Origin of the sequence: Paenibacillus sp. FSL H8-0537 (genome assembly GCF_038051995.1) — a bacterium.
In the GTDB taxonomy this organism is placed as follows: domain Bacteria; phylum Bacillota; class Bacilli; order Paenibacillales; family Paenibacillaceae; genus Pristimantibacillus.
In genome coordinates, this window is record NZ_CP150290.1 from 6,774,583 (window position 1) to 6,797,609 (window position 23,027).

General features: G+C 50.0%; 20 protein-coding genes. 10 read left to right on the forward strand and 10 right to left on the reverse strand.

What is annotated here, in order from left to right:
• The first annotated feature begins 96 nt into the window (after window positions 1-96).
• From MHB80_RS28700 to MHB80_RS28720, 5 genes are all read left to right on the forward strand, one after another.
• On the forward strand, window positions 97-774 hold the full coding sequence (locus MHB80_RS28700; RefSeq protein WP_341280114.1) for a response regulator transcription factor: 678 nt from the start codon (window positions 97-99) through the stop codon (window positions 772-774).
• Entirely contained in the window at window positions 771-2,189 is a 1,419-nt protein-coding gene (locus tag MHB80_RS28705; RefSeq protein ID WP_341280115.1) for a HAMP domain-containing sensor histidine kinase, read from the forward strand. Before MHB80_RS28700 ends, MHB80_RS28705 begins: the two co-directional genes overlap by 4 nt.
• A gap of 257 nt (window positions 2,190-2,446) precedes the next feature.
• Window positions 2,447-3,571, forward strand: a complete 1,125-nt coding sequence (locus MHB80_RS28710; protein ID WP_341280116.1) for an ABC transporter permease — start codon at window positions 2,447-2,449, stop codon at window positions 3,569-3,571.
• Window positions 3,568-4,248, forward strand: a complete 681-nt coding sequence (locus MHB80_RS28715) for an ABC transporter ATP-binding protein (protein ID WP_341280117.1) — start codon at window positions 3,568-3,570, stop codon at window positions 4,246-4,248. Before MHB80_RS28710 ends, MHB80_RS28715 begins: the two co-directional genes overlap by 4 nt.
• A gap of 168 nt (window positions 4,249-4,416) precedes the next feature.
• The gene (locus MHB80_RS28720) at window positions 4,417-5,955 is read left to right on the forward strand and encodes a hypothetical protein (RefSeq protein ID WP_341280118.1); all 1,539 of its coding nucleotides are present in this window, start codon (window positions 4,417-4,419) and stop codon (window positions 5,953-5,955) included.
• Window positions 5,956-6,095: 140 nt separating this feature from the next.
• Here the strand turns inward: MHB80_RS28720 and rsgA are convergent, their stop codons facing one another.
• The gene (gene rsgA, locus MHB80_RS28725) at window positions 6,096-7,259 is read right to left on the reverse strand and encodes a ribosome small subunit-dependent GTPase A (protein WP_341280119.1); all 1,164 of its coding nucleotides are present in this window, start codon (window positions 7,257-7,259) and stop codon (window positions 6,096-6,098) included.
• 540 nt (window positions 7,260-7,799) lie between these two features.
• Between rsgA and MHB80_RS28730 the strand changes: the two genes are divergently transcribed.
• Together MHB80_RS28730 and MHB80_RS28735 are read left to right on the forward strand one after the other, a co-directional pair.
• Entirely contained in the window at window positions 7,800-8,315 is a 516-nt protein-coding gene (locus tag MHB80_RS28730) for a nucleoside 2-deoxyribosyltransferase (RefSeq protein ID WP_341280120.1), read from the forward strand.
• Window positions 8,316-8,640: 325 nt separating this feature from the next.
• Window positions 8,641-8,916: a hypothetical protein gene (locus MHB80_RS28735; RefSeq protein ID WP_341280121.1), complete on the forward strand. Its 276-nt coding sequence runs from the start codon at window positions 8,641-8,643 to the stop codon at window positions 8,914-8,916.
• Window positions 8,917-9,037: 121 nt separating this feature from the next.
• On the opposite strand, the gene MHB80_RS28740 is transcribed toward MHB80_RS28735, so the two are convergent.
• Both MHB80_RS28740 and MHB80_RS28745 read right to left on the reverse strand, forming a co-directional pair.
• The gene (locus MHB80_RS28740) at window positions 9,038-10,759 is read right to left on the reverse strand and encodes a family 10 glycosylhydrolase (RefSeq protein WP_341280122.1); all 1,722 of its coding nucleotides are present in this window, start codon (window positions 10,757-10,759) and stop codon (window positions 9,038-9,040) included.
• A 123-nt stretch (window positions 10,760-10,882) separates the two neighbouring features.
• Complete coding sequence (locus tag MHB80_RS28745; protein ID WP_341280123.1) at window positions 10,883-11,383, reverse strand: hypothetical protein; 501 nt, start codon at window positions 11,381-11,383, stop codon at window positions 10,883-10,885.
• Window positions 11,384-11,559: 176 nt separating this feature from the next.
• Between MHB80_RS28745 and MHB80_RS28750 the strand changes: the two genes are divergently transcribed.
• Window positions 11,560-13,584 carry a DUF2157 domain-containing protein gene (locus tag MHB80_RS28750; RefSeq protein ID WP_341283110.1) on the forward strand — a complete coding sequence of 675 codons (2,025 nt, stop codon included), beginning with the start codon at window positions 11,560-11,562 and terminating at the stop codon, window positions 13,582-13,584.
• 451 nt (window positions 13,585-14,035) lie between these two features.
• Here MHB80_RS28750 and speD read toward each other — a convergent pair whose 3' ends face one another.
• From speD to rlmN, 6 genes are all read right to left on the reverse strand, one after another.
• Window positions 14,036-14,494, reverse strand: coding sequence for an adenosylmethionine decarboxylase (gene speD / locus MHB80_RS28755; protein ID WP_341280124.1), 459 nt, complete (start codon window positions 14,492-14,494; stop codon window positions 14,036-14,038).
• A 2-nt stretch (window positions 14,495-14,496) separates the two neighbouring features.
• Window positions 14,497-15,381 (reverse strand): carbon-nitrogen hydrolase family protein, encoded by an 885-nt coding sequence (locus MHB80_RS28760; RefSeq protein ID WP_341280125.1) that lies wholly within the window; start codon window positions 15,379-15,381, stop codon window positions 14,497-14,499.
• Window positions 15,382-15,396: 15 nt separating this feature from the next.
• Entirely contained in the window at window positions 15,397-16,935 is a 1,539-nt protein-coding gene (locus MHB80_RS28765) for a bifunctional GNAT family N-acetyltransferase/carbon-nitrogen hydrolase family protein (RefSeq protein ID WP_341283111.1), read from the reverse strand.
• A 279-nt stretch (window positions 16,936-17,214) separates the two neighbouring features.
• Window positions 17,215-17,490: a hypothetical protein gene (locus MHB80_RS28770; protein ID WP_341280126.1), complete on the reverse strand. Its 276-nt coding sequence runs from the start codon at window positions 17,488-17,490 to the stop codon at window positions 17,215-17,217.
• Window positions 17,491-17,531: 41 nt separating this feature from the next.
• On the reverse strand, window positions 17,532-18,014 hold the full coding sequence (greA, locus tag MHB80_RS28775) for a transcription elongation factor GreA (RefSeq protein ID WP_046232757.1): 483 nt from the start codon (window positions 18,012-18,014) through the stop codon (window positions 17,532-17,534).
• Window positions 18,015-18,242: 228 nt separating this feature from the next.
• The gene (rlmN, locus tag MHB80_RS28780; RefSeq protein WP_341280127.1) at window positions 18,243-19,334 is read right to left on the reverse strand and encodes a 23S rRNA (adenine(2503)-C(2))-methyltransferase RlmN; all 1,092 of its coding nucleotides are present in this window, start codon (window positions 19,332-19,334) and stop codon (window positions 18,243-18,245) included.
• Window positions 19,335-19,608: 274 nt separating this feature from the next.
• Here rlmN and MHB80_RS28785 point away from each other — a divergent pair, with 274 nt between their 5' ends.
• Window positions 19,609-20,454 carry an aldo/keto reductase gene (locus MHB80_RS28785; RefSeq protein WP_341280128.1) on the forward strand — a complete coding sequence of 282 codons (846 nt, stop codon included), beginning with the start codon at window positions 19,609-19,611 and terminating at the stop codon, window positions 20,452-20,454.
• 203 nt (window positions 20,455-20,657) lie between these two features.
• On the opposite strand, the gene MHB80_RS28790 is transcribed toward MHB80_RS28785, so the two are convergent.
• Window positions 20,658-21,095, reverse strand: coding sequence for a hypothetical protein (locus tag MHB80_RS28790; protein ID WP_341280129.1), 438 nt, complete (start codon window positions 21,093-21,095; stop codon window positions 20,658-20,660).
• Between the two features lie 364 nt (window positions 21,096-21,459).
• Between MHB80_RS28790 and MHB80_RS28795 the strand changes: the two genes are divergently transcribed.
• Complete coding sequence (locus MHB80_RS28795; RefSeq protein WP_341280130.1) at window positions 21,460-23,025, forward strand: sensor domain-containing diguanylate cyclase; 1,566 nt, start codon at window positions 21,460-21,462, stop codon at window positions 23,023-23,025.
• Window positions 23,026-23,027: the final 2 nt, after the last annotated feature.

Here is a 23,027-nt window from a genome sequence, read left to right on the forward strand (position 1 = left end):
TTTTCGTATAGTTCCTGTATTGTATCATTATCGCAAATACTACAGTTAGAAATATAAGGAAATTCTAATTCATTCACTCTATTTTAGGAGGCTGCTATGAAAACCCTGCTTGTAGTCGATGATGATGCCCATATCCGCACGCTGCTGAGGCACTTTATGACGAAAGAAGGCTATCGCGTCGTTGAGGCAAAAGAGGGAGAGGATGCCGTACATAAGCTGAAGGAGCATCCGATTGATCTTGCGATATTAGATGTCATGATGCCGCGGATGGATGGACTAGAGCTTTGCGGGTATATTCGGACGAATTACGATATCCCGATTATTTTGCTGACGGCGCGGGAGCAGCTGACGGATAAGGAGCAGGGTTATTTGCGCGGCACTGACGATTATGTCACTAAGCCATTTGAACCGGAGGAGCTGCTGTTTCGCATCAAGGCGCTGTTTCGCCGTTATTCTATTTCCTCCAGTGACAAAATCCAGCTCGGCCGCCTTACCATCGACCGTAAAAACTACGAGATTGCCGATGGAGATGCGATGCTTCTGCTGCCGCTTAAGGAGTTTGAGCTGCTGGCGCAGCTTGCCGAATATCCGGGACGGCTGTTTTCACGCGAGGAGCTCATTCGGCTCGTATGGGCGGCGGATTATGAAGGAGATGAACGAACGGTGGATGTGCATATTAAACGGCTGCGGCAGCGTTTTGCTGCATATGAACAAGACTTCCGCATTACGACAGTGCGGGGAATCGGCTACAAAATCGAGCTGGCAGCGCCATGAAGTCGCTCTACTCTAGGGTTTTTCTAGTAGCAATGGCAGCCATTATTGGCAGCAGCTTTCTCGGTTTTCTGGTGTCTAATCTTTATTATCATAATAAGCTCAAGCCTTATAACGATGCCAAGCTGACCCGCATTGCCCTGCAAATGCAGCAGTTCGCCGAAGCACAGCCGGAGCTGGCTACTGCTTATCTCGCCAATGCGGCCGAGCTCGGCTATGAAATATTGCTGGCGGACGATCAAGGCGCCGAGCGTTACTTCGGACGAGCTTTTCGGGAAAAAGAGCTGGCGGATGACGTGCTGCGCACCGTACTCGCTGGCGGGCAATACCACGGCATCGCGGAGTTTCCCAATCAGCTGTTTATTACCGGCTTTTTCGACAACACGCTCAGCAATACGGTGGGCGTTCCGCTGCAATTGGAAGGCAAACGGTATGCGCTGTTCATACGCCCGGATGTTATTTTGCAATTTGGCGAGCTGCGCAGCTTCTTTGCGATGATCGGGCTGCTGACCGTTGCCTTCAGCCTGCTCTGCTTCCTGCTCAGCACCCGCTATTTGGTGAAGCCCGTCACGAGGCTGACAGAAGCAACGCAGCGGATCGCTCAGGGAAACTACGCCCTGTCGCTGAATACGAAGCGGCGAGATGAAATCGGGCAGCTCGCTGCCCATTTTATGACGATGAGCCAGGAGCTTGAGCGGGTAGAGCAAGCACGGCAGGAGTTTGTCGCCAACGTCTCGCATGAAATCCAGTCGCCGCTTACCTCCATTCAAGGCTTTGCGCACGCCTTGGCGGAGAAAGAATTGCCCACCGGTGAGCGTACCCATTATGCCGCTATCATTGGCGAGGAAAGCCGCCGCCTAGCGGCACTCACCAAGGAGCTGCTGCTGCTGTCATCGCTGGACCAAGCTGCGGAGGCGCTTCAGCGTAAGCCCTTCAATCTGCGCACTCAGCTGCGGCAGGTTGCACAAGTGATGGAATGGCAGCTTACAGAGAAGGAAATTGCACTCAGAATCGCTGTCCCCAGCTCTCTAATGCTTGATGGCGATGAAATGCTGCTGTATCAGGTATGGATGAATCTGTTGTCCAATGCCGCTAAATACATCCCATCAGGAAGGGCGATTGAGGTGGGAGCCAAGCTGGAGCGAGGGCGCTGTGTTATTCGGGTCACCGATACGGGAGACGGCATCAGCAAGGAGCAGCTGCCGTTTCTGTTTGATCGCTTCTACCGCGCCGATCGGGCCAGAGAACGAGGAACCGAGGGAAGCTTTCCCCCAAACAACCGCCCAGGTGACTCCGTCGGCTCAGGACTAGGGCTCGCCATTACCCAAAAAATCGTCCACCTGCATAACGGGACGATTGAGACAGCCAGCGAGCCCGGTCAAGGCACGACCTTCACCGTGACGCTTCCACAGCCCTAACGGATCGCTTTTTTCAAAAATATAAGCGGAATGAAACGAGCCTCGCCGCCAAAGGACGGCGATAGCCGTTTCACCTTGAATTCTAAGAATGTATAAGTTTGATCCTTATATCCGCTTAGAATTCTCCGACAAAGCTCTTCGCTCGTCCTAGAAGGACGACGAATTCGTTTTTGCTTATCCAAATTTGTAATTTGCCGTTCATACGCCGTTCATTTTCACTTTTTACACTTGTGGCATCACAAGTAGGAGGAATGAGAATGTATTTGGCCCTTAGAGAAATGCGTTTTGCCAAAACCCGTTATTTGCTCATTATGGCGATTATGCTGCTCGTTTCCTTTCTGGTCCTGTTCGTAACCGGACTTGCGGGCGGGCTCGCTTATGCGAATGCCTCCGCTGTCGAAAATATGCCCGCCACCCATTTCCTTATGCAGCAGGATGCGAGTCAACGCTTCGCCCGCTCTATCGTTGGGGAGAAGGAGCTTAACAAAGCCCGTTCGGTCGTTGGCGACGCAAATGCCCAGCGGCTTGGCGTGCAAATGACGACGGTAACAGGCGGAACGGACGGAATGAAAACAGATATTACGTTATTCGGCGTGGACATGAGCAGCTGGCTCGCACCGACTGTCGTCTCCGGCTCAGCCGTCTCCAATACGGGGGCAGGCGAGGTTGTCGTAGACCGCAAGCTGGCGGAGGAAGGCATAACCGTCGGCAGCTTGCTGCATGACCAAACGACAGGACTCACGTGGACCGTTAGCGGCTTTACGGAAAATCAGTCGTTCAGCCATACGCCTGCCGTATTTATGAACCTAAGCGACTGGCAGCAGTTGAAGCAGCAAATGGCCGGCCGCGCAGCAGTTGATCCCGCATTCGCCGCCCCATTCAATGCCATAGCCATACAAGCAACGGATACAGAAGCAGAGCTGCTTTCACAGCAGCTTGAAGATGCGGCGATTATTACGCAAAAGCAAGCGGTAGCCAGCATTCCCGGCTACAAAGAAGAGCAAGGCTCGCTGATGATGATGATCAGCTTCCTGTTCGTCATCTCCGCCTTCGTGCTCGCCGTCTTCTTCTACGTCATCACCATTCAGAAGACGAGCCAATTCGGCATTCTCAAAGCGATTGGCACCCAGACATTCTATTTAGCGCGCAGCGTTGTGGCTCAAGCGCTCGTACTTGCTGCTGCCAGCTTAGCCGTAAGCTGCCTGCTGGTTGCGCTTATGGAGGCGGCTCTGCCCGCTTCGATGCCGTTTCAGTTATCGCCGGCAACGACCTTGTATACTTGCCTGCTTTTTATCGCCATGTCGCTGCTTGGCTCGCTTATTTCCGTCATTCAAGTGGCGCGAACTGACGCGCTAGAAGCAATAGGGAGGACAGCAGGATGACAACGACAAAGCTTATGCTGAATGAAATTACGCGGGTTTATCATGATGGCGATACCCAGCTGACCGTGCTGGATAAGCTTTCGCTTGAAGTAAAAGCAGGGGAGCTCGTCGCGGTAATGGGGCCTTCCGGCTCTGGCAAAAGCACCTTTCTATCGATTGCAGGAGCGCTTCTGACGCCGACCAGCGGCGAAGTGCTCATCGACGGCGAATCGCTTGCCGGCAAAAACGGGCAGCAGCTCAGCAAGCTGCGGCTGCATAACATCGGCTTTATTTTTCAAAGCGCTAATCTGCTTCCCTATTTGAAGGTAGAGGAGCAGTTGATGCTCGTCGCCAAACTGGCGGATAGGGATAAGCGGGCCGCTCATGCCCGATCAGCCATGCTGCTGGAGCGCCTGGGCCTGCTGCATCGCCGTTCAGCCTATCCGAATCAGCTGTCTGGCGGGGAAAAACAGCGCGTTGCCATTGCGCGGGCCTGGATGAATGACCCGGCCATTTTGTTTGCCGATGAGCCGACGGCGAGTCTGGATGCAAGCCGAGGGCAGGAGGTTGTGGCGATGCTCGCTCGCGAGGTGAAAACGGAGGGCAAAGCCGCCGTTATGGTTACGCATGATGAGCGTGTACTGCATTTATGCGACCGCATTTTACATTTAAAAAATGGCGTATTAGTCAGCGCATAAGCACCAGCATAACGGCCACATGACGATAATATAACGACTATGTGAGCGGGATTTAAGCCCGCAGCCCTAGCTGTTTCAAGCAAGAACAGCCCCTTCGGTGGACGGCTGCCTTCATCCGCTTTGGTATAATTTTCTTATACCTGTGTCTCGTACCGAAAGGATGATAGTATGATCGCCAAGATTGGAGATATTTTTGCTGTATATGAAGAACGGCTTCAGCAATATGCCGCCTGCCAGGTTATTAGGATTAAAGAGCAGGCTTCGAGCCGTCAAAAAGACTTAATCGCCGTGCTGGAGCTTGATTGGCACAGCGACCAGCTGCCGACCGAGGACGAGCTGGGGCATATAAAGCCGCTCATTTGCAATTATTATTTTTGGAATGACCGCTGGGATTACTGCTTTGTGGACGCCAATGTGCCCCAGCATTATCGCCTAGTCGGCAACATTCCCCCGCTTATTGAAGCGGAATGCAACAGCTATGGCGGCTGGCGGACGGGCGGCAGCTTATATCGGCAGCTCCAGTGGGAGGCGATTCCCGCCGAGCTTCGCGCCCGTTTCAAAGCAGCAGCGGGCTCCAACGAACAGGTGGACATTGCCGGATTCCCGGCAAAGCTGTCGACAAGCACGTTACGCCAGGGGGCGCTGGAGCAGCTGGAGGACTGGTCGGAGCTGCATAAGCTGCCCTGTTTGACTCAGATTCACACCACGCACCCCTATAGGCCTGAGCTTAGCGCCTATTTGCAAAGCACACCGTTCGTGAATGAGCTGCATTTGGACGATCCCCGTGCCACAGAGCTGGATTTCACGGGAACGAGCTTAAGCCGCCTTATCTTGAAGGCTGAGCAAGTGGAATCGCTAAAGCTTCCTAAAGGGCTGAGCCAGCTTTCCTTAGTCGGTCCCGTTTCCGATAAGCTGCGGATTCATGCAGAACATGATGGCAAGGAGCTTCTGCTTATGATGGACAAGCAAGCGACAAGCCATTATGGACTAAGCCAGTTAGGGGCACTGAATATTCGCGGGGTAGCGGACATCGATTTGGCCGAGCTCGCCGGGCAGTTTCCTCATTTGCACGAGCTGCGCATTTGGGGGGCTCCAGGGTACGCTGCAAATATGGGCGAAATCGCCAAGCTCAAGGGGCTGCACACCTTCACAACCTATGATCTGTTCGGCTTCTCCGGCGAGGAGTTCCCCCTGCCAGACACGCTGCCGCAGCTCGGCATGCTTTGGCTGGACAGCCTTCCTGCTGATGCCGCCAAGACGATCAAAGCCCGCTACAAAAAGGCGGCAGCAGACGGCCTCGACCTCTCCGTCACCAAGCCCCGCAAGCCTGAATGGATGGCTGAAAATTTGACCAATCCATTCCGCGACTGGGATGGGCGTGAGCATATTACGAGCACCAACGCCAAAAAAGCGATGAATCTCTATAAAAAAATGCTGGGCGAGCTTGGCATGCTGGAGAAGCAAGCCGCTTCGGGCTTGAATGCCGCGGAAGTACACGCTGCTCTGGGCGCGCTCGTAACGGATTTTACTGCAACACTCAATAAAATGGACAGCCGCAGCGGCTTCATCGAGACGATTGAACGCGAGGAGGTTTACGAGGTGCTGCATGATCTGCTGAAAAATACGAAGCCGAACCTCGCCGAATCCGGCATCGAGATCGATTTGAACCAGCTGTTCGATATTTTTGACGCTGAACGGGATTTTTAAATCATAGATTCAGCTTACACTAGACACGAAAAACCGCCTGTCTCCGGGCTTCCGGGAGCAGGCGGTTTTCGCATTTGCCGAGCTTAGCTTTAACCTAATTCCGACCTATTTCTTAACACTAGTGAGCTAGTTACTGCTAGTTACTCATCATCCCCCATATCGGCCACATAGGCGGAAGCCGACCGTCTGCCTTCCCGCGATTTGGCGGACACGCGCTTCTCGGCCTGTTTTTTCGTGCGCCTATTTACCGATTCCTCTTTACGCGCCATATGCGCCAGCTCCTTCTCCATCTTCTTGAAGTTGGCAAAGCGGCGCTGCTCCAGCGTTCCATCCGCAATCGCCTGCTTGACGGCACAGCCCTCCTCCTTAACATGTCGACAATCGTGAAAACGGCAGCTCGCAGCCAGCTCCCCAATATCGGAAAAAGTCGTATCCATACCCTCATCTGACTCCCATAATTGCAGCTCCCGCATACCCGGCGTGTCAACGATAATCGCACCGCTCGGCGTGACAAACATTTCACGATGTGTCGTCGTATGCCGCCCTCTGGCGTCGCTTTCGCGAATTTGCTGGACGCGCTGCTTCTCTTCATCCGCCAGCCAGTTAAGCAGCGTCGACTTGCCGACACCGGAGGAGCCGGTTATCGCGATCGTCTGCCCAAGGAGCAAATATTCGGCTAACGCCTCCCGCCCCTGATTTTCAAAAGCACTCACGGTATGGACGGGAACGCCGGGAGCTATCCCCTCCACCAGCGCGGTATAATGATCGGGGTCATCACAAAGATCGGCCTTGGTCAGCAGCACAACCGGCTTCGCCCCGCTCTCCCACACGGCGAGCAAATACCGCTCTATTTTCCGCAGATTAAAATCCTGATTCAAGGCATTCGTAATAAAAACATAATCCAGGTTGGCGCTGATTACCTGCACATCGACCCGCTGCCCTGCCTCCTTGCGCACCATCGCCGAGCGGCGGGGCAGAAGCGCATGAATAACGGCCCTCGCCTCACCGGGGAGCGGCTGCGCCAGCACCCAATCGCCTACCGCTGGAAAATCTCCGCGATTGACTGCTTCAAACTCGAATTTTCCGGTGACAACGGCCGCCTGCTCGCCTGCGTCCGTCACAATTCGGTACTGATGTGAAAACTGCGCTACGACGCGCGCTGGCACCAGCGGCACACCTCCTGCTGCTATGCGCTGCAGCTCGACTTCCCAATGCTCATTCCAGCCATAGGCCTGCAGCAGCGTTTTGTGTTCCTGTGTTTCCGGTTGTTGCTTGTTTTCTTGATTTTCCTTATTCAATGTCAAATCGTATTCCTCCATTTGTTGGATGATTATTTATTTAGGTAAAGCAAAAAAGACCACAGCATAATCCTGCGGTCTTTTTCTCGCACAGCGATGCCAAGGAGCAGCATCTGTACGCACAAACGCAAAGGGCAGTCTCCACCTTTCGGCGGCCAAAGCCCATTTCGAGGGTGAAATATAAGCCGGTTATAAGCGTGAAGCTTATAAAGGCTTATATTTTAAAAAAGTCCGCAGGACACCAACTTGGTCTCCTGCGGACACAAAAAAGCTTCAAAAACGGCCCAGCCCTGCTGCACTTCCCCCAGCAGAAGCCTTATGCTCTATCCGTCTTCTTAGCTTAAGTCCGTAGAGACCGACGCCATAACAATTAACTCTCTGCTCATTGTGCTCATATAACATCAGCCTCCTTCTTCAAATTAGTTCCAGTATAGACTTGGAAGACCAGCCAGTCAAGCCGGGCAGTCGCCTTTTTATTGCTTGTTTATTTAGAGACGTAGTAGAATTAAGTTTAAAACCGTGCTACAGGCACGAAGGAGAATGGAAATGGACGAGACGACAACTGGAAAACTAAAAGTATACATGGCAGGCTTCGAGGTGTTTCGCACCGATGCTGTGGAGCTGGGCAAGCAAATGAAGGAGCTTTGCGAGGCATACGGCTTTGAAGGTATTTTTCCGCTGGATAAAGATATTAAGCCTTCACCGACAAAATGGGAGACGGCACAGGCGATTTTCGCCGGCAACGTCAAGCTTGTGCAGAAGGCCGATATTATCATCGCCAACTTGAACCCTTTTCGCGGACATGAGCCGGATTCCGGCACGGTATTTGAGTGCGGGCTTGGCTACGCGATGAATAAGAAGCTGTACGGCTTCGTCAGCGATAAGCGCACACAGGCGGAGAAGCTGCTGCCCGGCACCGATTCGCAAACTGGATTGTATCAGGATGGCATGCAGGTAGAGAACTTCGAGCTGCCAACCAACCTTATGCTGTCTGTCCCGCTGACGATGGTTGAGGGCGGGCTTGAGGATGCCTTGAAGCAGGCACGCCAGGACCTTTTATAAACGCTGACCTTAAAGCCACAATTCCCTGTTTCACGCTGAAATATAAACACAAGAATAAGAGCTGGCTCACAAGCAACTATCGCTTGGAGCCAGCTCTTTTCTTCTTCAAGCACCAATAGCGCTTGCCTAGCAGTCATCTAAATGCTGTGTCCAGCTAGCCAGCAGTTATATCTTTATGCGAGGGGTCCAGCCGCAGCAAGAAATGAAGCTGCTCGACATCGATCTCTTCATGGCTATTATCGTATTCCCTAACTGCAACGTCCTCCCATAAGCATTGTTTTTCTTTAATACCCTGGACAAACGTATCCCAACACTCAGCATCGTCATGCTGTCGATCGGTTATTTTGCATCCCAGCTGCCTTCCGGCGTTATCTGGACACTGGCAGCAGATATAGCACCAGGCGAGCAGGTCGCTTCCTTGGGCGCCATTCAAAACTTTGGCGGATTTCTAGGAGCCGCATGCGCACCAATCGTAACGGGCTACATTTTGGATACGACTGGAAGCTTCAATAATGTATTTCTGCTGGGAGCAGGCCTGCTGCTGCTTGGAGCGGTCTCCTACGGCATCTTCTTGAAAAAGCCCATTCCCAAAACCGCATAGCCGCGTTTCAGTAGAAGAGGCAGATAAAAAACAGCAGCTGGTCCCTTTCCTAAAAAAGGGCACAGCTGCTGTTTTGGCTATATTTTATAAATATAGAAGTGCGTTTAGATGCTGTTCCCGCTTACTTTCCATAATAGCTTTTCAATGCGTCTATAATGCCGAGCGGGTTTTTGCGCAGGTCTTTGGCGCTGAAATAAATATCGCCCTTCACTTCAGGATGCTTCGTATTGTATTTCAATTGCTTGATGATTTCCTCCGAGGTTTGCCACCCTGTTTCTTTCGTTCCCAGCTTGTAGGCGGCATGGCCGATATAAAGATCGACATCCGTGTTCGCCACTTGGGCTGCCCACCAATCCACCACCTTATCATAACGCGCTGCCGAGAGGGACATGCTCCAATACACTTGAGGAGCGACGTAATCGATCCAGCCCTGCTTGACCCATTTGCGCACATCTGCTGACATGCTGTCATATGCGGTTACTCCAGCATTCGTATCGGAGCCGTTCGCATCCTGCGATTTGTTGCGCCATACACCGAATGGGCTGATGCCAAAATCGACCGTTGGTCTAACGCTGTGAATCGACTCGTCAAGCTGCCTTACGAATTCATCAATGTTGCTGCGTCTCCATTCCGCTTTGGTCGCGAGCTTCTTGCTGTTATAGGTCTTGAACGTGTCATCATCGCTCAGCGTAATGTTGGACGGATAAAAATAATCGTCCAAATGTACGCCATCGATATCGTAATGGTTAACCACTTCCATAATGACATCAATTACATGCTGACGAGCTGCCGGAACGCCCGGATTAATAAGCAGCTGCGAGCCGGAGGTCAGCACCCAGTCGGGATGCTCCACCGCCACATGATTGGAGGCGAGCTTGCTCGTATCTGTATCCGTATTCGCCCGGAAAGGATTGAACCAGGCATGGAACGTCATGCCGCGGCGATGCGTCTCATCAAGCATAAATTGCAGCGGATCGTAGGTAGGCGCCACCCCTTGCTTGCCTGTAAGCACCTTCGACCAAGGAACAAGATCCGATGGGTAAAGAGCGTCGGCCGATGGCCGAACCTGTACGAATACGGCATTCATCCCCATCGCCTGTACATCATCGAGCAATGCCTTAAATTCCTTCTCTTGCATGGCCTGTTTTCCATAGGAAGCTGTTGAAGGAAAGTCCAAATTGTAAATCGTCGATACCCAAACCCCTCTTAGCTCGGTGCCCGCGGCGGGAGTCGGTACGACAACCGTCGGCAGCGGCTCTGTTGTAGCAGCAGGCGTTGGGGTCGGGATAGCAGTGGGTACCGGAGTCGCCGTTGGACTCGGCTTCGTTGTGGCCGCTGGTGTAGGAGCAGGCGTTGCGGCCGGACTCGCTGGCGTGCTTGGCACCGGGCTAACGGTATCTTTGTACAAATTAACAACCTTGGCTTCATTATCCCATCTCACGGCAACACCCAGCTGATTGCTGACAAAACGGAGCGGTACCATTACTCGCCCGCTCACGGTCTGTACCGTCGCATCAAGCGTAATGACGCTGCCGTTGACAAAAGCGCTATTTTGCCCCGAAACCATCGTAATAATCGTATCGTCCTGACTAATCGTTACCTGCTTGGCTGCCTGTGACCATCTCACCTGTGCGCCAAGACTTTCACTAATAACCCTCAGCGGCACCATCGTTACGTTCAAATCCTCACGAAGATAGGGAGGAACATCGCTGCTCACCACATCGCCGTCCAGAACAATTTGAATCGCCTTCGCTGCCGCAGCTTGTACAGAAGCAGGCGCAATGCCTGCCGGGATCAATAGAATCAATAATAAGGAGAGCAGAAGCGCCCGTTTGAATCTCATTTCCTTAAAACCTCCAGATTTTTTAGTCATTTTTTCCTCTGAATACACTGAAAATATAGACGCTCCTTATCCAGATGAAGTTGCGTTTTTCCGTGAAAAAGCAAGCCCATGGATATAAACCATCTAATCTATAACGGCGATCTTGTAGCCGCCTTCTTTGCTTTTTTGGAAGGTGTAGGTCATTGCGCTGTTCTCTTCGAAACCTGCCTCAGACAATAAATCGACCCTGACAACTACATTGATATTGCCCGACTCGAAGTAAGTGACATCTTCAATTCCCGTAAAATAATATTGATAATAGCTCAAATAAAACTGAAACGGATCCGAATGCGCTTGGTCAAGAAAGCTGCTGTTAAATGCCGTCTGATCCTGCTTCAACAGCGCCTTCAAATTCGTTTGCAGCATTTCCGCCATCCCTTGCTCCTTCAGCTCGGATTGAGAAGCCTCCCAATCAATATCCATCCCCGGTTCAAAATCGGCGGCCGTGTTGGCGGGCGCATTAGCCGTTTCACTCGGGCTTGAAGCCGCGGAAGACTCTAACTGCTGCGGCGCATTCTCGGCTGCGGAGCAGCCTGTGAGCAGCAGGAGACAAACAGCTGCCGCCTGCACTATTTTCAGAATCACAATAAACCACCCTCTTCTCTCGATTCTTCTACTCCTATGATCTAAACGCCAAAATCAGGAAAATAGTTTCGATCCGCAGCTGAGTGCTTCGGTACTACAAAAAGTGAGTACTAGTTCAAGGGGAAACAGGAGAATATAATGAGACGTATACTCCCAAGGAAAGGCAAGTGAACGCTATGCTGCGTACAAACATGATAAGAATGGGCTCCCTGATGGGCATTGCACTGCTGCTTGCGGCTATCTTCTATTTATTCGCTGCGAATTGGGACGGGTTTAGCAGCTCTCAGAAGATGCTGACCTCCGCCGGATTCGTTTTATTTTTCTATGTGCTGTCCTTCGGCTTCTCCCGGAGCAAGCTTCCGCTTGGCTTGTCCGCTTTTCTAAGCGGCATATTCCTCGTCGGAGGCTGCATCGCCTTTGGAGCAGCTGCAGCGCTTGCTGACCAAATTTATAACCTGCATCAGCCACCTTTCATCATTTGTCTGATTTCATTTCTGCCGAGCCTGCTGCTCGCATGGATTACGCGATACAAGCCGCTATATGTGCTGACGTATATATTGGCGCATTTCACGCTTTATTTTTTATTCGATTATCGTTTGTTTACACCGAATGTGGAAATGAACACCCTGCTTGCTGATTCCACATTTGTCATATTTAATCTAGCTTTATTTCTGCTAGCACAGACGAAGCGGCTAGCTTCTGAAATCGTTCGGCTGGCGAGCTTTGTGATGCTTCACATTTCGCTGCTTAACCTTGCTGGCGCCTTTGACCATGCTGGCCTGTCGCTCTTCATGAATGTTTTGGATATCGCCGTCATAGCGGCCTGCTTCTATTATTTCATGCGCATTCGTCTTGATAAAACGATGCTAACCCTTACCGCATTAGCGGCATCCGCTTATACGGTGGCAAAATTCATCCGTTTCTCGTTGGAAACCGAATCCGTCTTTCGTTTCGTTCTCGGCATCCTGTTCGTTATCGTGCTGCTTACAGCAAACGTGCTGTTTTTCCGCTATATGAACAAGCTAGGCAATAAAACCTCAACTGGAGAGAAAACGGCAGAAGAGGTTAAAGAGTCTGATATGTCTGCTGTGGAAGCTGTCCCTCAGCAAGTGAATGGCGCCGCGAGTCGGACCACTGACCATCATCTGCTGGGCAGCATCGTCTCTACGGTCATTACAATTGTCGGCATCATCATCGGCAGCATTTCCGTTATTGGCCTTGTTGTGCTGCTAACGGATGAACATGGACCGCTGAAGACGCAGCACGCCCTGTATGCTCTATCGCTGCTGTTCATCGTGCCAATGCTTCTGCTGCCACGCGTAAATACGGTCGTTCGCTATACGGTGTTTACCGTTGGCTTCGCTATGGGGCTCGTGTCCATTGCCTGGATCGAAAAAGCGCCGCTGAGCATCATCTTCTTAGCTATTGCGATCATCAGCTGGCTTCGCCTGCAAGGGCGCATGCAGCAATTGATCACCTATACGCTGATGAATATTGCCGCTGCCATTGTGCTTTATCAGCTATTCCAAAACATGCACGATGCATATTCCAGCATCATCATTTCCTTGACCGTGCTTAATACGGCGGTATACGGCAGCTCATTCGCCAGATCGAATGGCGAGCGGCTCGCCCATCTGAGGGAAGGCAGCCTGCTGTTCAGCTTTATTTTTCTCCTATGGCTGACATCTCTGGACCCTGTATTTACTTTTTCAGTAGCGATATTCAATGTGTTGGCCTTCATTGTGCTGACAGCTGCGGTGTTCCTATTCATCAAACGCGAGCAAGCGCTGGAAACAGCGGAAAGCTTCTTCTTCTGGCTCCTCTTTCTCGCGATCAAGTATTACGATTATTTGTGGACGCTGCTGAACAAATCGGTCACGCTTGCGCTGCTCGGCATTGTCGCACTCGGCGTCTCCTACTGGTTTGCACGCCGCCTGTTGAAGGGTGGAGATCCTCATGAGGCAAGCGTTAAAATCGAATTTTTCGTTGGAAAAAGGAGCTGGCTCATCGCCGCAGTTGTATTGCTCCAGATCGGCTTCATCGGCTACCAGACAGCTGCCAATGAGTCTTCTCATAGCCGCAATGACCCTGCGTTGTCAGCCCTTGCTGCTCCTGCTAACGATACGGTATCCGTGGTCACTGTATCTCTGCCGCACGGTCTAGTGATAGCTACACAAGCTACTCATAGCCACATCAGCTAGCAATCCCAACAGGCTGTTGAATCATATGCATATGCACAGCACAAAAAGCGCCAAGCCTGCTGGCTTGACGCTTTTTGTGCTTTTGTGTTTTGAGCTTTTGTGTTTTGAGCTTTTGATCTTTGAACTTTTTGTGCTTTTTGTGCTTTTGAGCTTTTGAGCTTTTTGTTGATTAAGAGCTTACTCGTATTAATCTCGAATGAGCGGAGCCACCAGATCGCTTGCTCATTTTGGTTTCTAGCGGACACGAGATCCGCTATTTGAGGAATAGAGGGGCTAGATCTAATTGTGCGGACTACAAATCCGTTATTAGTCTAAACGGAATATACACAATAGGATAATAACAAAATAAGGCCCCTGGTGTCCGCCTAAGTCCAAAAGTCGTTCATTTATCCGAAATAACGTCGCTGGTGTCCGGCTACTGTAGGAATTCGGCGAAATCATTTGGATACGACTACGGCTTCATTTTCCCTTCCCCTTGCTCGCTCCCAAGGACGGAAGCCGGAACTTTCGCGTCAGACTCCATTCGATTCGCTAGCGGGTAACGGTGAATAACGAGCTCGCCCATCCCCCTCGTTATTTTCACCTCAGCGGTTTTCTGCGGTTGAAGGAACACGAGCATCGCTTGAATAGCAACATGCGGATCGACGGTGTCGCCGCAGGTGTAGCAGTCGAGCGCGGCGAAGCCCTTCTCGGGATACGTATGGATCGACATATGGCTCTCGGACAGCATGACGAGCACCGTCGCGCCCTGCGGCTCGAACTGCTCAGCCTGCACGGATAATATCGTCGCGCCGCTCGCCTCTGCTGCTTGTACCATCTGCTGACTCAATAGATCAGCGGCGTTCAAATGCTCGAATGCAATGCCCCACGCGTCCATTGCGACATGGCGGCCATACGTTGAATATTCCATCTTCAGCACTCCCTCAGCAGCCTATTTTCTTGTTGTTTATAAAGGTCAGGACGGCGGTCATAAAAAGGAGCGACCAGCCCCTGCTCCCGATTCGTACGCAGCATGGAAAAATCCAGCTCCGCCATCACGAACATGTCCTGATTCAGCTCACCTGTCTCCAATATGCCATCCTCGGCAAAAGGCACATCGCAGGGCGTGAAAAGCCCCGCTTGGCAATAGCCGCGGTCAACCTGCGGACGATCCTCACTAAGCTCCCCAACGATGCCGCTAAGCACAACGAACAACTGGTTCTCAATCGCCCGAGCCTGCGCGCAGAGGCGCACCCGGTAATAGCCGAAGGAGGTATCCGTGTAGGACGGACATAACAGCAGCTCCGCGCCTTGATCGGCAGCAAGCCTTGCCAGCTCGGGAAACTCGATATCATAACAGGTCAGTATCGCCAGCTTTCCCCAGCTTGTCTCCACAATATTGACGCTGTCCCCTGCCGTCAGCGGCCAGCGTGTCTGTTCCTCAGGCGTTAGATGCAGCTTGCTTTGCGTTTCTATCCGTCCGTCCGGGAAGAACAGGAATGCCTTGTTGAAAAACTTCCCATCTTCCTTGCAAATGTGGGTGCCGCCCAAAATCATCAGGCCCTGCTCGCGGCTGTTTCTTTGCATCAAGGCTATATAATCCTCGGTATAGCTGTCTAAGTAACGGCAGGCTGCTTCATGATCCATTTCCTCCGTAAAGCCCAGCAAATGTGCGGTCATATATTCGGGAAACACGATAAGGTCCGCGCCACGTTCTGCGGCCTCCTGAATAGTAACCGTAATTTTTTGCCAAAATGCTGCCTCGGCTGTGATGCCCGTCAAGCTATGCTGCACAGCTGCTACCATAAATGGGCTCATAGGCGCCTCCTAATGCTACGAATGAATTTGCAAGGAATAGATGTCCGTCCTGCGGTCGCGGAACGTCAGCACATCCTTGGACTTGCGGTAGCGCTGCAAAATTTCCATGTCGACTTCGACCATAATAATCGTCTCTGTATTTTCACTGCATTCTCCGGCAATGCCATCGCGCGGGAATGAGGAATCAGCTGGCGTATATACGCCGGACTGCGCATATTGAATATCGACATTGTCCACATGGGTCAAATTGCCGACCGTTCCCGAGGTGACCGTAAACACCTGATTTTCAATCGCCCGCGCCTGCGCGCAATATTTAACCCTTAGAAAAGTCTGGCGATCCTCCGCACAAAAAGGGATAAAAATCAACTGCGCACCCGCTTCCGCCACGGCGCGCGACAGCTCCGGATATTCAATATCGCTGCTCAGCTGAATGGAAATTTTGCCGCAGTCGGTATCGAACACCTCCAGCCTGTCGCCACCGTTGATGCCCCACCATTTGCGCTCATTTGGTGAAATATGCAGCTTGTACTGCTGCTCAATCGTCCCGTCGCGGCGGAATAAATGCCCTACATTGTAGATGCGGTTATTCCGCTCCACAAAATGCGAGCCGCCGATAATATTCACATTGTATTTAACAGCAAGCTCCGTGAACAGCTCCACGTATTCCACTGTAAATGTCGTCAGCTTGCGCACCGCAAGGCTGGGCGAGCGGTCATCAAGGAAAGAGAGCAGCTGCATCGTCACATTTTCCGGAAATACGACAAAATCCGATTTATAATCGGCCGCAACATCGACATAATGCTCGCATTGGGTCGCAAACTCCTCGAAGGAGTCAATTTTTTTCATCATATATTGAACGACGCAAATACGCACTGGAAATGAAAGCTTGTAATGGATTTTGCTGCTGCTCGGCTTGTAGTCGATATTGTTCCATTCCAGCAAGGAGGCATAGCTCATCGAATCATCATCATCGGGCAAATAGTTCGTCAAAATCCGCTTAAGCGTAAAGCCGTTCATCATTTGGAACGTCAGCACCGAATCATAGATGTTCTGCTGCAGCACTTCCTCCGCATATTCCCGCGGCGTCAGCTTGTCGCTGTATTTGTGATAGCCGGGAATGCGCCCCCCGACAATAATGCTTTTTAAATTAAGCTTCTCGGCCAGCCGCTTGCGTGCTTCGTACAGCCGTCTGCCGATTTTCATCCTCCGATAATCGGGGTGCACCATAACCTCCATCCCATACAGGCTCCCGCCTCGCGGGTTATGGTTGCGGATAAAGCCTTTATCCGTAATTTCCGAATACGTATGCTGCTCCAAATAGTCGTCGAAGTTAACGATCAGGCTGGAGCAGGAGCCAATAATCTCGCCATCCAGCTCCACGCAAATTTGCCCCTCAGGAAATATGCGTAGATGGCTTTCGAGCTGAACTTTTTTCCATGGGGCCATATTAGGAAAGCAAAGGAGCTGCAGCGAAATAATTTGGTCGATATCTGCCGTTTCTATATTGCGGATGATCATCTTTTTCTCAAATTGAGCCATCGGATCGACTGTCATAGAACGCCTCATTTCATTATTTGTCCTTAGTATAAGCTTGAAAGTTTATAGCTGTATTAAAGTACGGTAAATGCTTTGTAAACTTCGCTGCATAAGCATAGCATTGCCGATTTTCCCGAAAATATGGAGACCCGCTCCATATCGGAGATGAAATGGGAAAAAACCCGGTGCACAGGCAGCTTTCCCCTCATGGGAAGGCCTTCTGCACGCCGGGCTTTTGACACGGCAACTCGGTTTGTAGAGTGCGAGGTTGAAGCAGCCCATTACAGCTCGATTGGCTTAGTCAATCTTTATAACGCGGCCTTTTTCATCCAAAATAAACTTCGCTTTTTTAACCGTATCCTCTTTGACCATGCGGACAGCACGAACCGCCGGATCGGAATCATCCAGCTCCGTCTTCCAGCCAGCTGTGTTCACCAAAGCCAGCACCTGCTCAAAATCCATATCCTTGTAGCCAAAAAAGCCGCTTTGTCCCGCCCATTCCTTGAGCAGCACCGTTAGTTTATGATTCAGCTTGTCTTCTACCGTTGTATGAATGATTTTTTTTCTAGCCATTGTCCATATCTCCTCTATTTGACCACGAATAAGCTCTTGCGCTAAGCCTTAATTTCGAGCAGTTCATATTTAATGATGCCCATCGGTGCATTCACGCTAATAATGCTGCCTACTTCCTTGCCCATCAGCTCTTTGCCAAGCGGGCTTTCGTAGGATATTTTATTGCTTGCTACATCGGCTTCTTCTGTGCCAACGATTTTGTATTCCAGCTTCTCCGCGAATTCCACATCATTCAAAATAACGGTGAAGCCAATGTTGACCCGGCTCGTATCCAGCGCTTCCACATCAATGACGCGTGCCTTCTTAAGCATTTTTTCCAAAATAATAATCCGAGTTTCCATGAAAGACTGGTCGTTTTTAGCTGAATGGTACTCGCTGTTTTCCTTCAAGTCGCCGTAGCTGATGGCCAGCTTGATCCGGGCTGCGAGCTCCTTGCGCTTCACATATTTGAGATCGTCAAGCTCCGCTTCCAGCTGGGCAAGCCCCTCTTGCGTTAATATAATTTCTTCTCTATCTTTCGACATCTTAACAGCTCCTGTCCAGCATTCTATTGTTCATTCTAACCTAATTCGCCTCAACATGCGAAGACTGCCTTATGTCCAACGCCGCTTTACAAGGTGAAACGGCTGGCGCCATTCTTTGGCGGCGTGGCGCTTATAAATGCTTATATTTTAGAAAAAGCATCCCCTGCCGCCTGTAAAAAAGCAGTCGGAGATGCCCGTATGCCTTGCTGCTGCCCAACCTGCTATGTGCTATCTAGCCGCGCTTTCTTGCGGCACTTGATCCTTGGATGCCTTGATCTGCTTGCTGCGAAGCTGTCCACAGGCCGCATCAATATCCGTACCATGCTCCAGTCGAACGCTGCAGCTAAGGCCATTTTTCTTAATCGTATCATAGAACGCCCGGATCGACTCCGGCTCGCTGCGCTGATACTGGCTATGCTCATCGACCGGATTATAAGGAATGAGGTTCACATTTACGAGTGACCCTCTATCCGCTACAAGCTCGACCAGCTCAAGCGCATGCTCCACCTGATCATTCATATCCTTGAGCAAAATATATTCGAGCGTAATTCTCCGCTTCGTCTTGGCCAAATAATAATCAATGGCTTCCATCAGCTTCTCAATCGGCAATGCGCGATTGATCTTCATAATACGCGTGCGCAGCTCATTATTCGGCGCATGCAGCGAAATCGCCAGATTGACGCCAAGATCGTTGTCGGCGAAATCCATAATCTTTTTGGTCAAGCCGCTTGTCGAAACGGTAATATGCCGCGGGCCAATCGCCAGCCCCTTTTGATCCTTGATGACCTGCAGAAAATCGACCAGATTCGTATAGTTGTCGAACGGTTCGCCAATGCCCATAACGACCAGATGGCTGACGCGGTCGCCCTGCTGCTCCTTATCCAGATACAGCTGCGCCTTCATCACCTGCTCAACGATTTCGCCGCTTGTCAGGTCGCGACTCTTCGCCAGCAGCCCGCTCGCACAGAAGCTGCAGCCGATGTTGCAGCCTACCTGCGTCGTCACACAGACGGACAAGCCGAACTTATGCCGCATCAGCACCGTCTCGATCAGATTGCCGTCGCTGAGCTTGAACAGGAATTTGCGCGTTCCATCCGCCGACTCCTGAAGCGTATGCTCTGCCAGCGTCTGGATGGCAAAATGCTCTGCCAGCAACTTCAAGCATTCCGGATTGACGTCCGTCATTTCCTCAAAGGACGTGACCCGTTTCCGGTACAAATACTCCCACACCTGAGTCGTGCGGAATTTCTTATGTCCATACTCCAGCAGCCAAGCGGTTAGCTGCTCGAAGGTTAATCCATAAATGGATGGTTTCATCATGATTGTTCCTCTTTCCACTGCATTGAACGACCGATCCGTTCTTCTTTAACATTATTGTCCCAAAAATACTACCCGAACACAAGGGGCGTGGAGAAAATGGCTGTGCGGCGGACATAGGAAAAGATTACTTTTTGGCAATATGGGTACTTTAAAGTGCGTACTGTTCTTTCCGCATGCAAGGGTGCATAATTACAGTTGTCAGTGAGCAATGAGTTAAATGCTGCAAATTATATTGCGGCTCAATTATACTTTTTTTCAGGAGGAGAGTTCATTTATGACAGCACAACATTTGCAGGATACGGTCACGCTTCATAACGGCGTCAAAATGCCTTGGTTCGGACTTGGCGTATTTAAAGTAGAGGATGGCGAGGAAGTCGTCAGCTCGGTTAAAGCAGCGATTAAAAATGGCTACCGCAGCATTGATACCGCAGCTGTATATCAGAATGAGGAAGGCGTGGGTCAAGCAATCAAAGAAGCGATGGAACAGTACGGGGTCGCCCGTGAAGATCTGTTCGTCACCTCCAAAGTGTGGAATTCCGATCTCGGCTATGAGACGGCGATTGCCGCATATGAGACTAGCCTAGCAAAGCTTGGACTAGCGTATTTGGACCTTTATTTAATCCACTGGCCTAAGGCTGGCAAATATAAAGAAGCTTGGCGTGCACTGGAAACGTTGTATAAAGAAGGCCGCGTGAAAGCAATCGGCGTCAGCAACTTCCAGATTCATCATCTGGAGGATGTCCTGAAGGATGCGGAAATCAAGCCTATGGTCAATCAGATTGAGCTTCACCCCCGCCTTACGCAGCAAGAAATTAGAAGCTTCGCTAGCGGGCATGGTATTGTTATTGAAGCTTGGTCACCGCTCATGCAGGGAAAATTGCTCGATGAGCCCATTTTGAAAGCCATTGCCGACAAGCATGGAAAATCGACGGCTCAAGTGATTTTGCGTTGGGATTTGCAAAATGGCATCATCACTATCCCTAAATCGATTAAAGAAAATCGGATTATCGAAAATGCCGCCATCTTCGACTTCGAGCTTTCCGCAGAAGAAATCGCACAAATCGACGGCTTGAATCAAAATGTGCGCGTCGGTCCAGATCCGGACAACTTTGATTTCTAAATCGATATCTAGCACAAGTCATCAAAACAATGTTATGGATGCTTTTAACGCAGCTTTCTTTACAAATAAAATATTGATTGCTTACCTTAACGAGGTTACATCTACCGTTAAAGCACATCCTACAGCTATTCAAATAAAGACTCCCATTGGAAAAGATGATGCCCTAAAAAACATCATCTTTTCTTCATTATTATTCTTAAATATTACCAGCAATTTTCTATTACTTCAGTTCCGTTATCCGTGATGATTACTTCCGAAAATCCTGTTAATGATTCAGTATAAGAGCATATTCCTTTTTTAAAAACAGCTCCTTCTGAGTTAACATAACCTAAATAAACCCCTCCCTCTTTTCCCCCCAAGGATATATTAGGTTTTATTTTCTTTTTTTCACCACTTTTTAGAACATTACTAAAAATATGCTTATTCTCCTCTTTCACACTATCGTATGTGTCTGTTCCGGTCAGCACCCCAAGCTCTAGTGAGACAACATCATAACTGGATTGATTATCAATAGTGACTGAATAACTTTGAAATTGCGAAAGGAACTCTCTATTGCTTTGTATCAAAGTAAAAATGATAGTTAACCCTATGAGTAGAAAGCCAAGAAAGGATAATAAGAATACTTTTTTGCTTTTAAACATAATAACTGTTCTGACCTCCTCAGATGTAATCCTTCCTTTCTTTTCAACATGTTGAATAACACTATTTCAATCATCGATTAAACGACCATAATTCATCAAACCTTCTAATGAATATTTAAGTTGATCCAATTATTGATTGCTCCTCCACCTCTACCTTACAGACTCTCAAAAGAAGGGGAATGTTTCAATAATTATAAAATTCCCCCTTTCATTCGCCTCTTCTTTTATGCTGTCATATTTTCACATGGAGCTTTAAATATATTTCAAATCGACAAATAGCGACGAACTGTCTAAAATGAGTTTAGATGCTTGTGCAGCATGCAGATCAGATAAATCCGGAAGGGGCAGAGGGGCCTTGAGTCTATTGGAAGTAATAGTTTCATTGGGTGCTTATTTGCTCCCCATGCTTTTATTTTTCTATATGGGTTTGGATGTCCTGTACCGCAACCCGAAGAAGATTGAGCATCAGCTCGTCAGTCTTATTATTGCTTGTTATTTTATAATGTTTATGGAGGAGTACGTTCGTTTTCTGCTTCCCATTGAATATAGCCCGGCTCTCACAGCGTTGTGGTTTTCTAACGTTGGCATCGCTATGCCTGGAATTGGCGTACATTTTATCTCCAAATTTTCCGGCATGGACAAGCGGCTTCCGCGCTTTGTCTACCCGTATATTTTCTACTTACCGCTGCTGATTATTCCCTTCAATATTTTTAGTAATCAAAAATACATCTCCTCGCAAGAGTTCGTTCAAGTCGGCATTTGGAAATACCCCGTTTACAATTTCCCTTATTTCGCCGCCATGACGGGCAGCATTCTGATTGCCATTGTGTATCTTGTGTTTCTATTGCTTGGACAAGCTCGGGTTAGAGCCACTCAGGATCGCGAACGGGAGCCTATTTATCGGCTTATGATTGCAGGCACCATTATAACGATGCTTTGGGTTGTTTTTTTTGGCTATTTTCAATTCAAAAATACGCTGCCTCCTTATTCATATTTATACGGCGGTCTCGTCTGGTGCTTTATGCTGCGGCTCGCTATGCAAAGATTTGAGTTTCTCAACTCCAATAAACAGCGATATGAGCGACTGTTTAATTTGAACCCAGCCGCTATTCTGCTCGTTGAGAGCTCCGGCACTATTAAAGAAGCCAATCCAAGTGCGAAGCAGATGTTTGATCATTTACAGCTGGAGCATGCTGGACTCGACGCATTAGCCAGTACCGAGCTGAAAAAACGCCTCCGAAACCAATTGGAAATTAAAGAGCTGGAGACTAAAATTCATAAGGGAGAAAGAGAACTCACGGTGCTAATTGATGGGGACTATGTGACTGTGGATAATGAACCGCATGTCATTCTTATTTTCCGCAATATTACGCTCATCAAGGAGCATCAGGAACAGATTGCCTTTCTCGCCTACCATGACGCACTGACCGAATTGCCGAACCGCCGCTTCTTCTACGAAAGGCTGGCGGCAGCCATTGCGGAAGCCGAGCGGAAGCAGCAACAGCTGGCTGTTGTACTGATTGACCTGGATGAATTTAAAGAAACGAATGACCGCTTCGGGCATGATGCAGGCGATGCTCTACTGCAGCACACCGCAGGACTCATTAAAGAAAGCGTCGGCGGTCAAGGTATGGCAGCAAGGCTGGGCGGCGACGAATTTGTCCTATTCATCAGCCCGCTCCCTGCTGCCGATTGCGTTTACGAGATTATTCCTGAGATTGAGGAACGCTTCGCGAGCCGTTCACTGCGCTACGGCAATGAGCAGCTGTTCGCCAAGCTTAGTATGGGGATCAGCCTGTATCCGCGAGACGGACTGGACGGGGATTCCTTGCTGAACCGTGCAGATAAAGCGATGTATAAGCTTAAGCGTGAGCGCAAGCTGCGGAAGCACAATGTTGAACAGCTCCCGCAGTCGCAGTCCATCCTGTAACA

What these genes read in the sequence shown, in the direction of transcription:
- MHB80_RS28700 (WP_341280114.1), top strand. Translation starts at nt 97, where the DNA reads ATGAAAACCCTGCTTGTAGTCGATGATGATGCCCATATCCGCACGCTG.
- MHB80_RS28705 (WP_341280115.1), top strand. Translation starts at nt 771, where the DNA reads ATGAAGTCGCTCTACTCTAGGGTTTTTCTAGTAGCAATGGCAGCCATT.
- MHB80_RS28710 (WP_341280116.1), top strand. Translation starts at nt 2,447, where the DNA reads ATGTATTTGGCCCTTAGAGAAATGCGTTTTGCCAAAACCCGTTATTTG.
- MHB80_RS28715 (WP_341280117.1), top strand. Translation starts at nt 3,568, where the DNA reads ATGACAACGACAAAGCTTATGCTGAATGAAATTACGCGGGTTTATCAT.
- MHB80_RS28720 (WP_341280118.1), top strand. Translation starts at nt 4,417, where the DNA reads ATGATCGCCAAGATTGGAGATATTTTTGCTGTATATGAAGAACGGCTT.
- MHB80_RS28730 (WP_341280120.1), top strand. Translation starts at nt 7,800, where the DNA reads ATGGACGAGACGACAACTGGAAAACTAAAAGTATACATGGCAGGCTTC.
- MHB80_RS28735 (WP_341280121.1), top strand. Translation starts at nt 8,641, where the DNA reads ATGCTGTCGATCGGTTATTTTGCATCCCAGCTGCCTTCCGGCGTTATC.
- MHB80_RS28740 (WP_341280122.1), bottom strand. Translation starts at nt 10,759, where the DNA reads ATGAGATTCAAACGGGCGCTTCTGCTCTCCTTATTATTGATTCTATTG.
- MHB80_RS28750 (WP_341283110.1), top strand. Translation starts at nt 11,560, where the DNA reads ATGCTGCGTACAAACATGATAAGAATGGGCTCCCTGATGGGCATTGCA.
- speD (WP_341280124.1), bottom strand. Translation starts at nt 14,494, where the DNA reads ATGGAATATTCAACGTATGGCCGCCATGTCGCAATGGACGCGTGGGGC.
- MHB80_RS28760 (WP_341280125.1), bottom strand. Translation starts at nt 15,381, where the DNA reads ATGAGCCCATTTATGGTAGCAGCTGTGCAGCATAGCTTGACGGGCATC.
- MHB80_RS28765 (WP_341283111.1), bottom strand. Translation starts at nt 16,935, where the DNA reads ATGACAGTCGATCCGATGGCTCAATTTGAGAAAAAGATGATCATCCGC.
- MHB80_RS28770 (WP_341280126.1), bottom strand. Translation starts at nt 17,490, where the DNA reads ATGGCTAGAAAAAAAATCATTCATACAACGGTAGAAGACAAGCTGAAT.
- greA (WP_046232757.1), bottom strand. Translation starts at nt 18,014, where the DNA reads ATGTCGAAAGATAGAGAAGAAATTATATTAACGCAAGAGGGGCTTGCC.
- rlmN (WP_341280127.1), bottom strand. Translation starts at nt 19,334, where the DNA reads ATGATGAAACCATCCATTTATGGATTAACCTTCGAGCAGCTAACCGCT.
- MHB80_RS28785 (WP_341280128.1), top strand. Translation starts at nt 19,609, where the DNA reads ATGACAGCACAACATTTGCAGGATACGGTCACGCTTCATAACGGCGTC.
- MHB80_RS28790 (WP_341280129.1), bottom strand. Translation starts at nt 21,095, where the DNA reads ATGTTTAAAAGCAAAAAAGTATTCTTATTATCCTTTCTTGGCTTTCTA.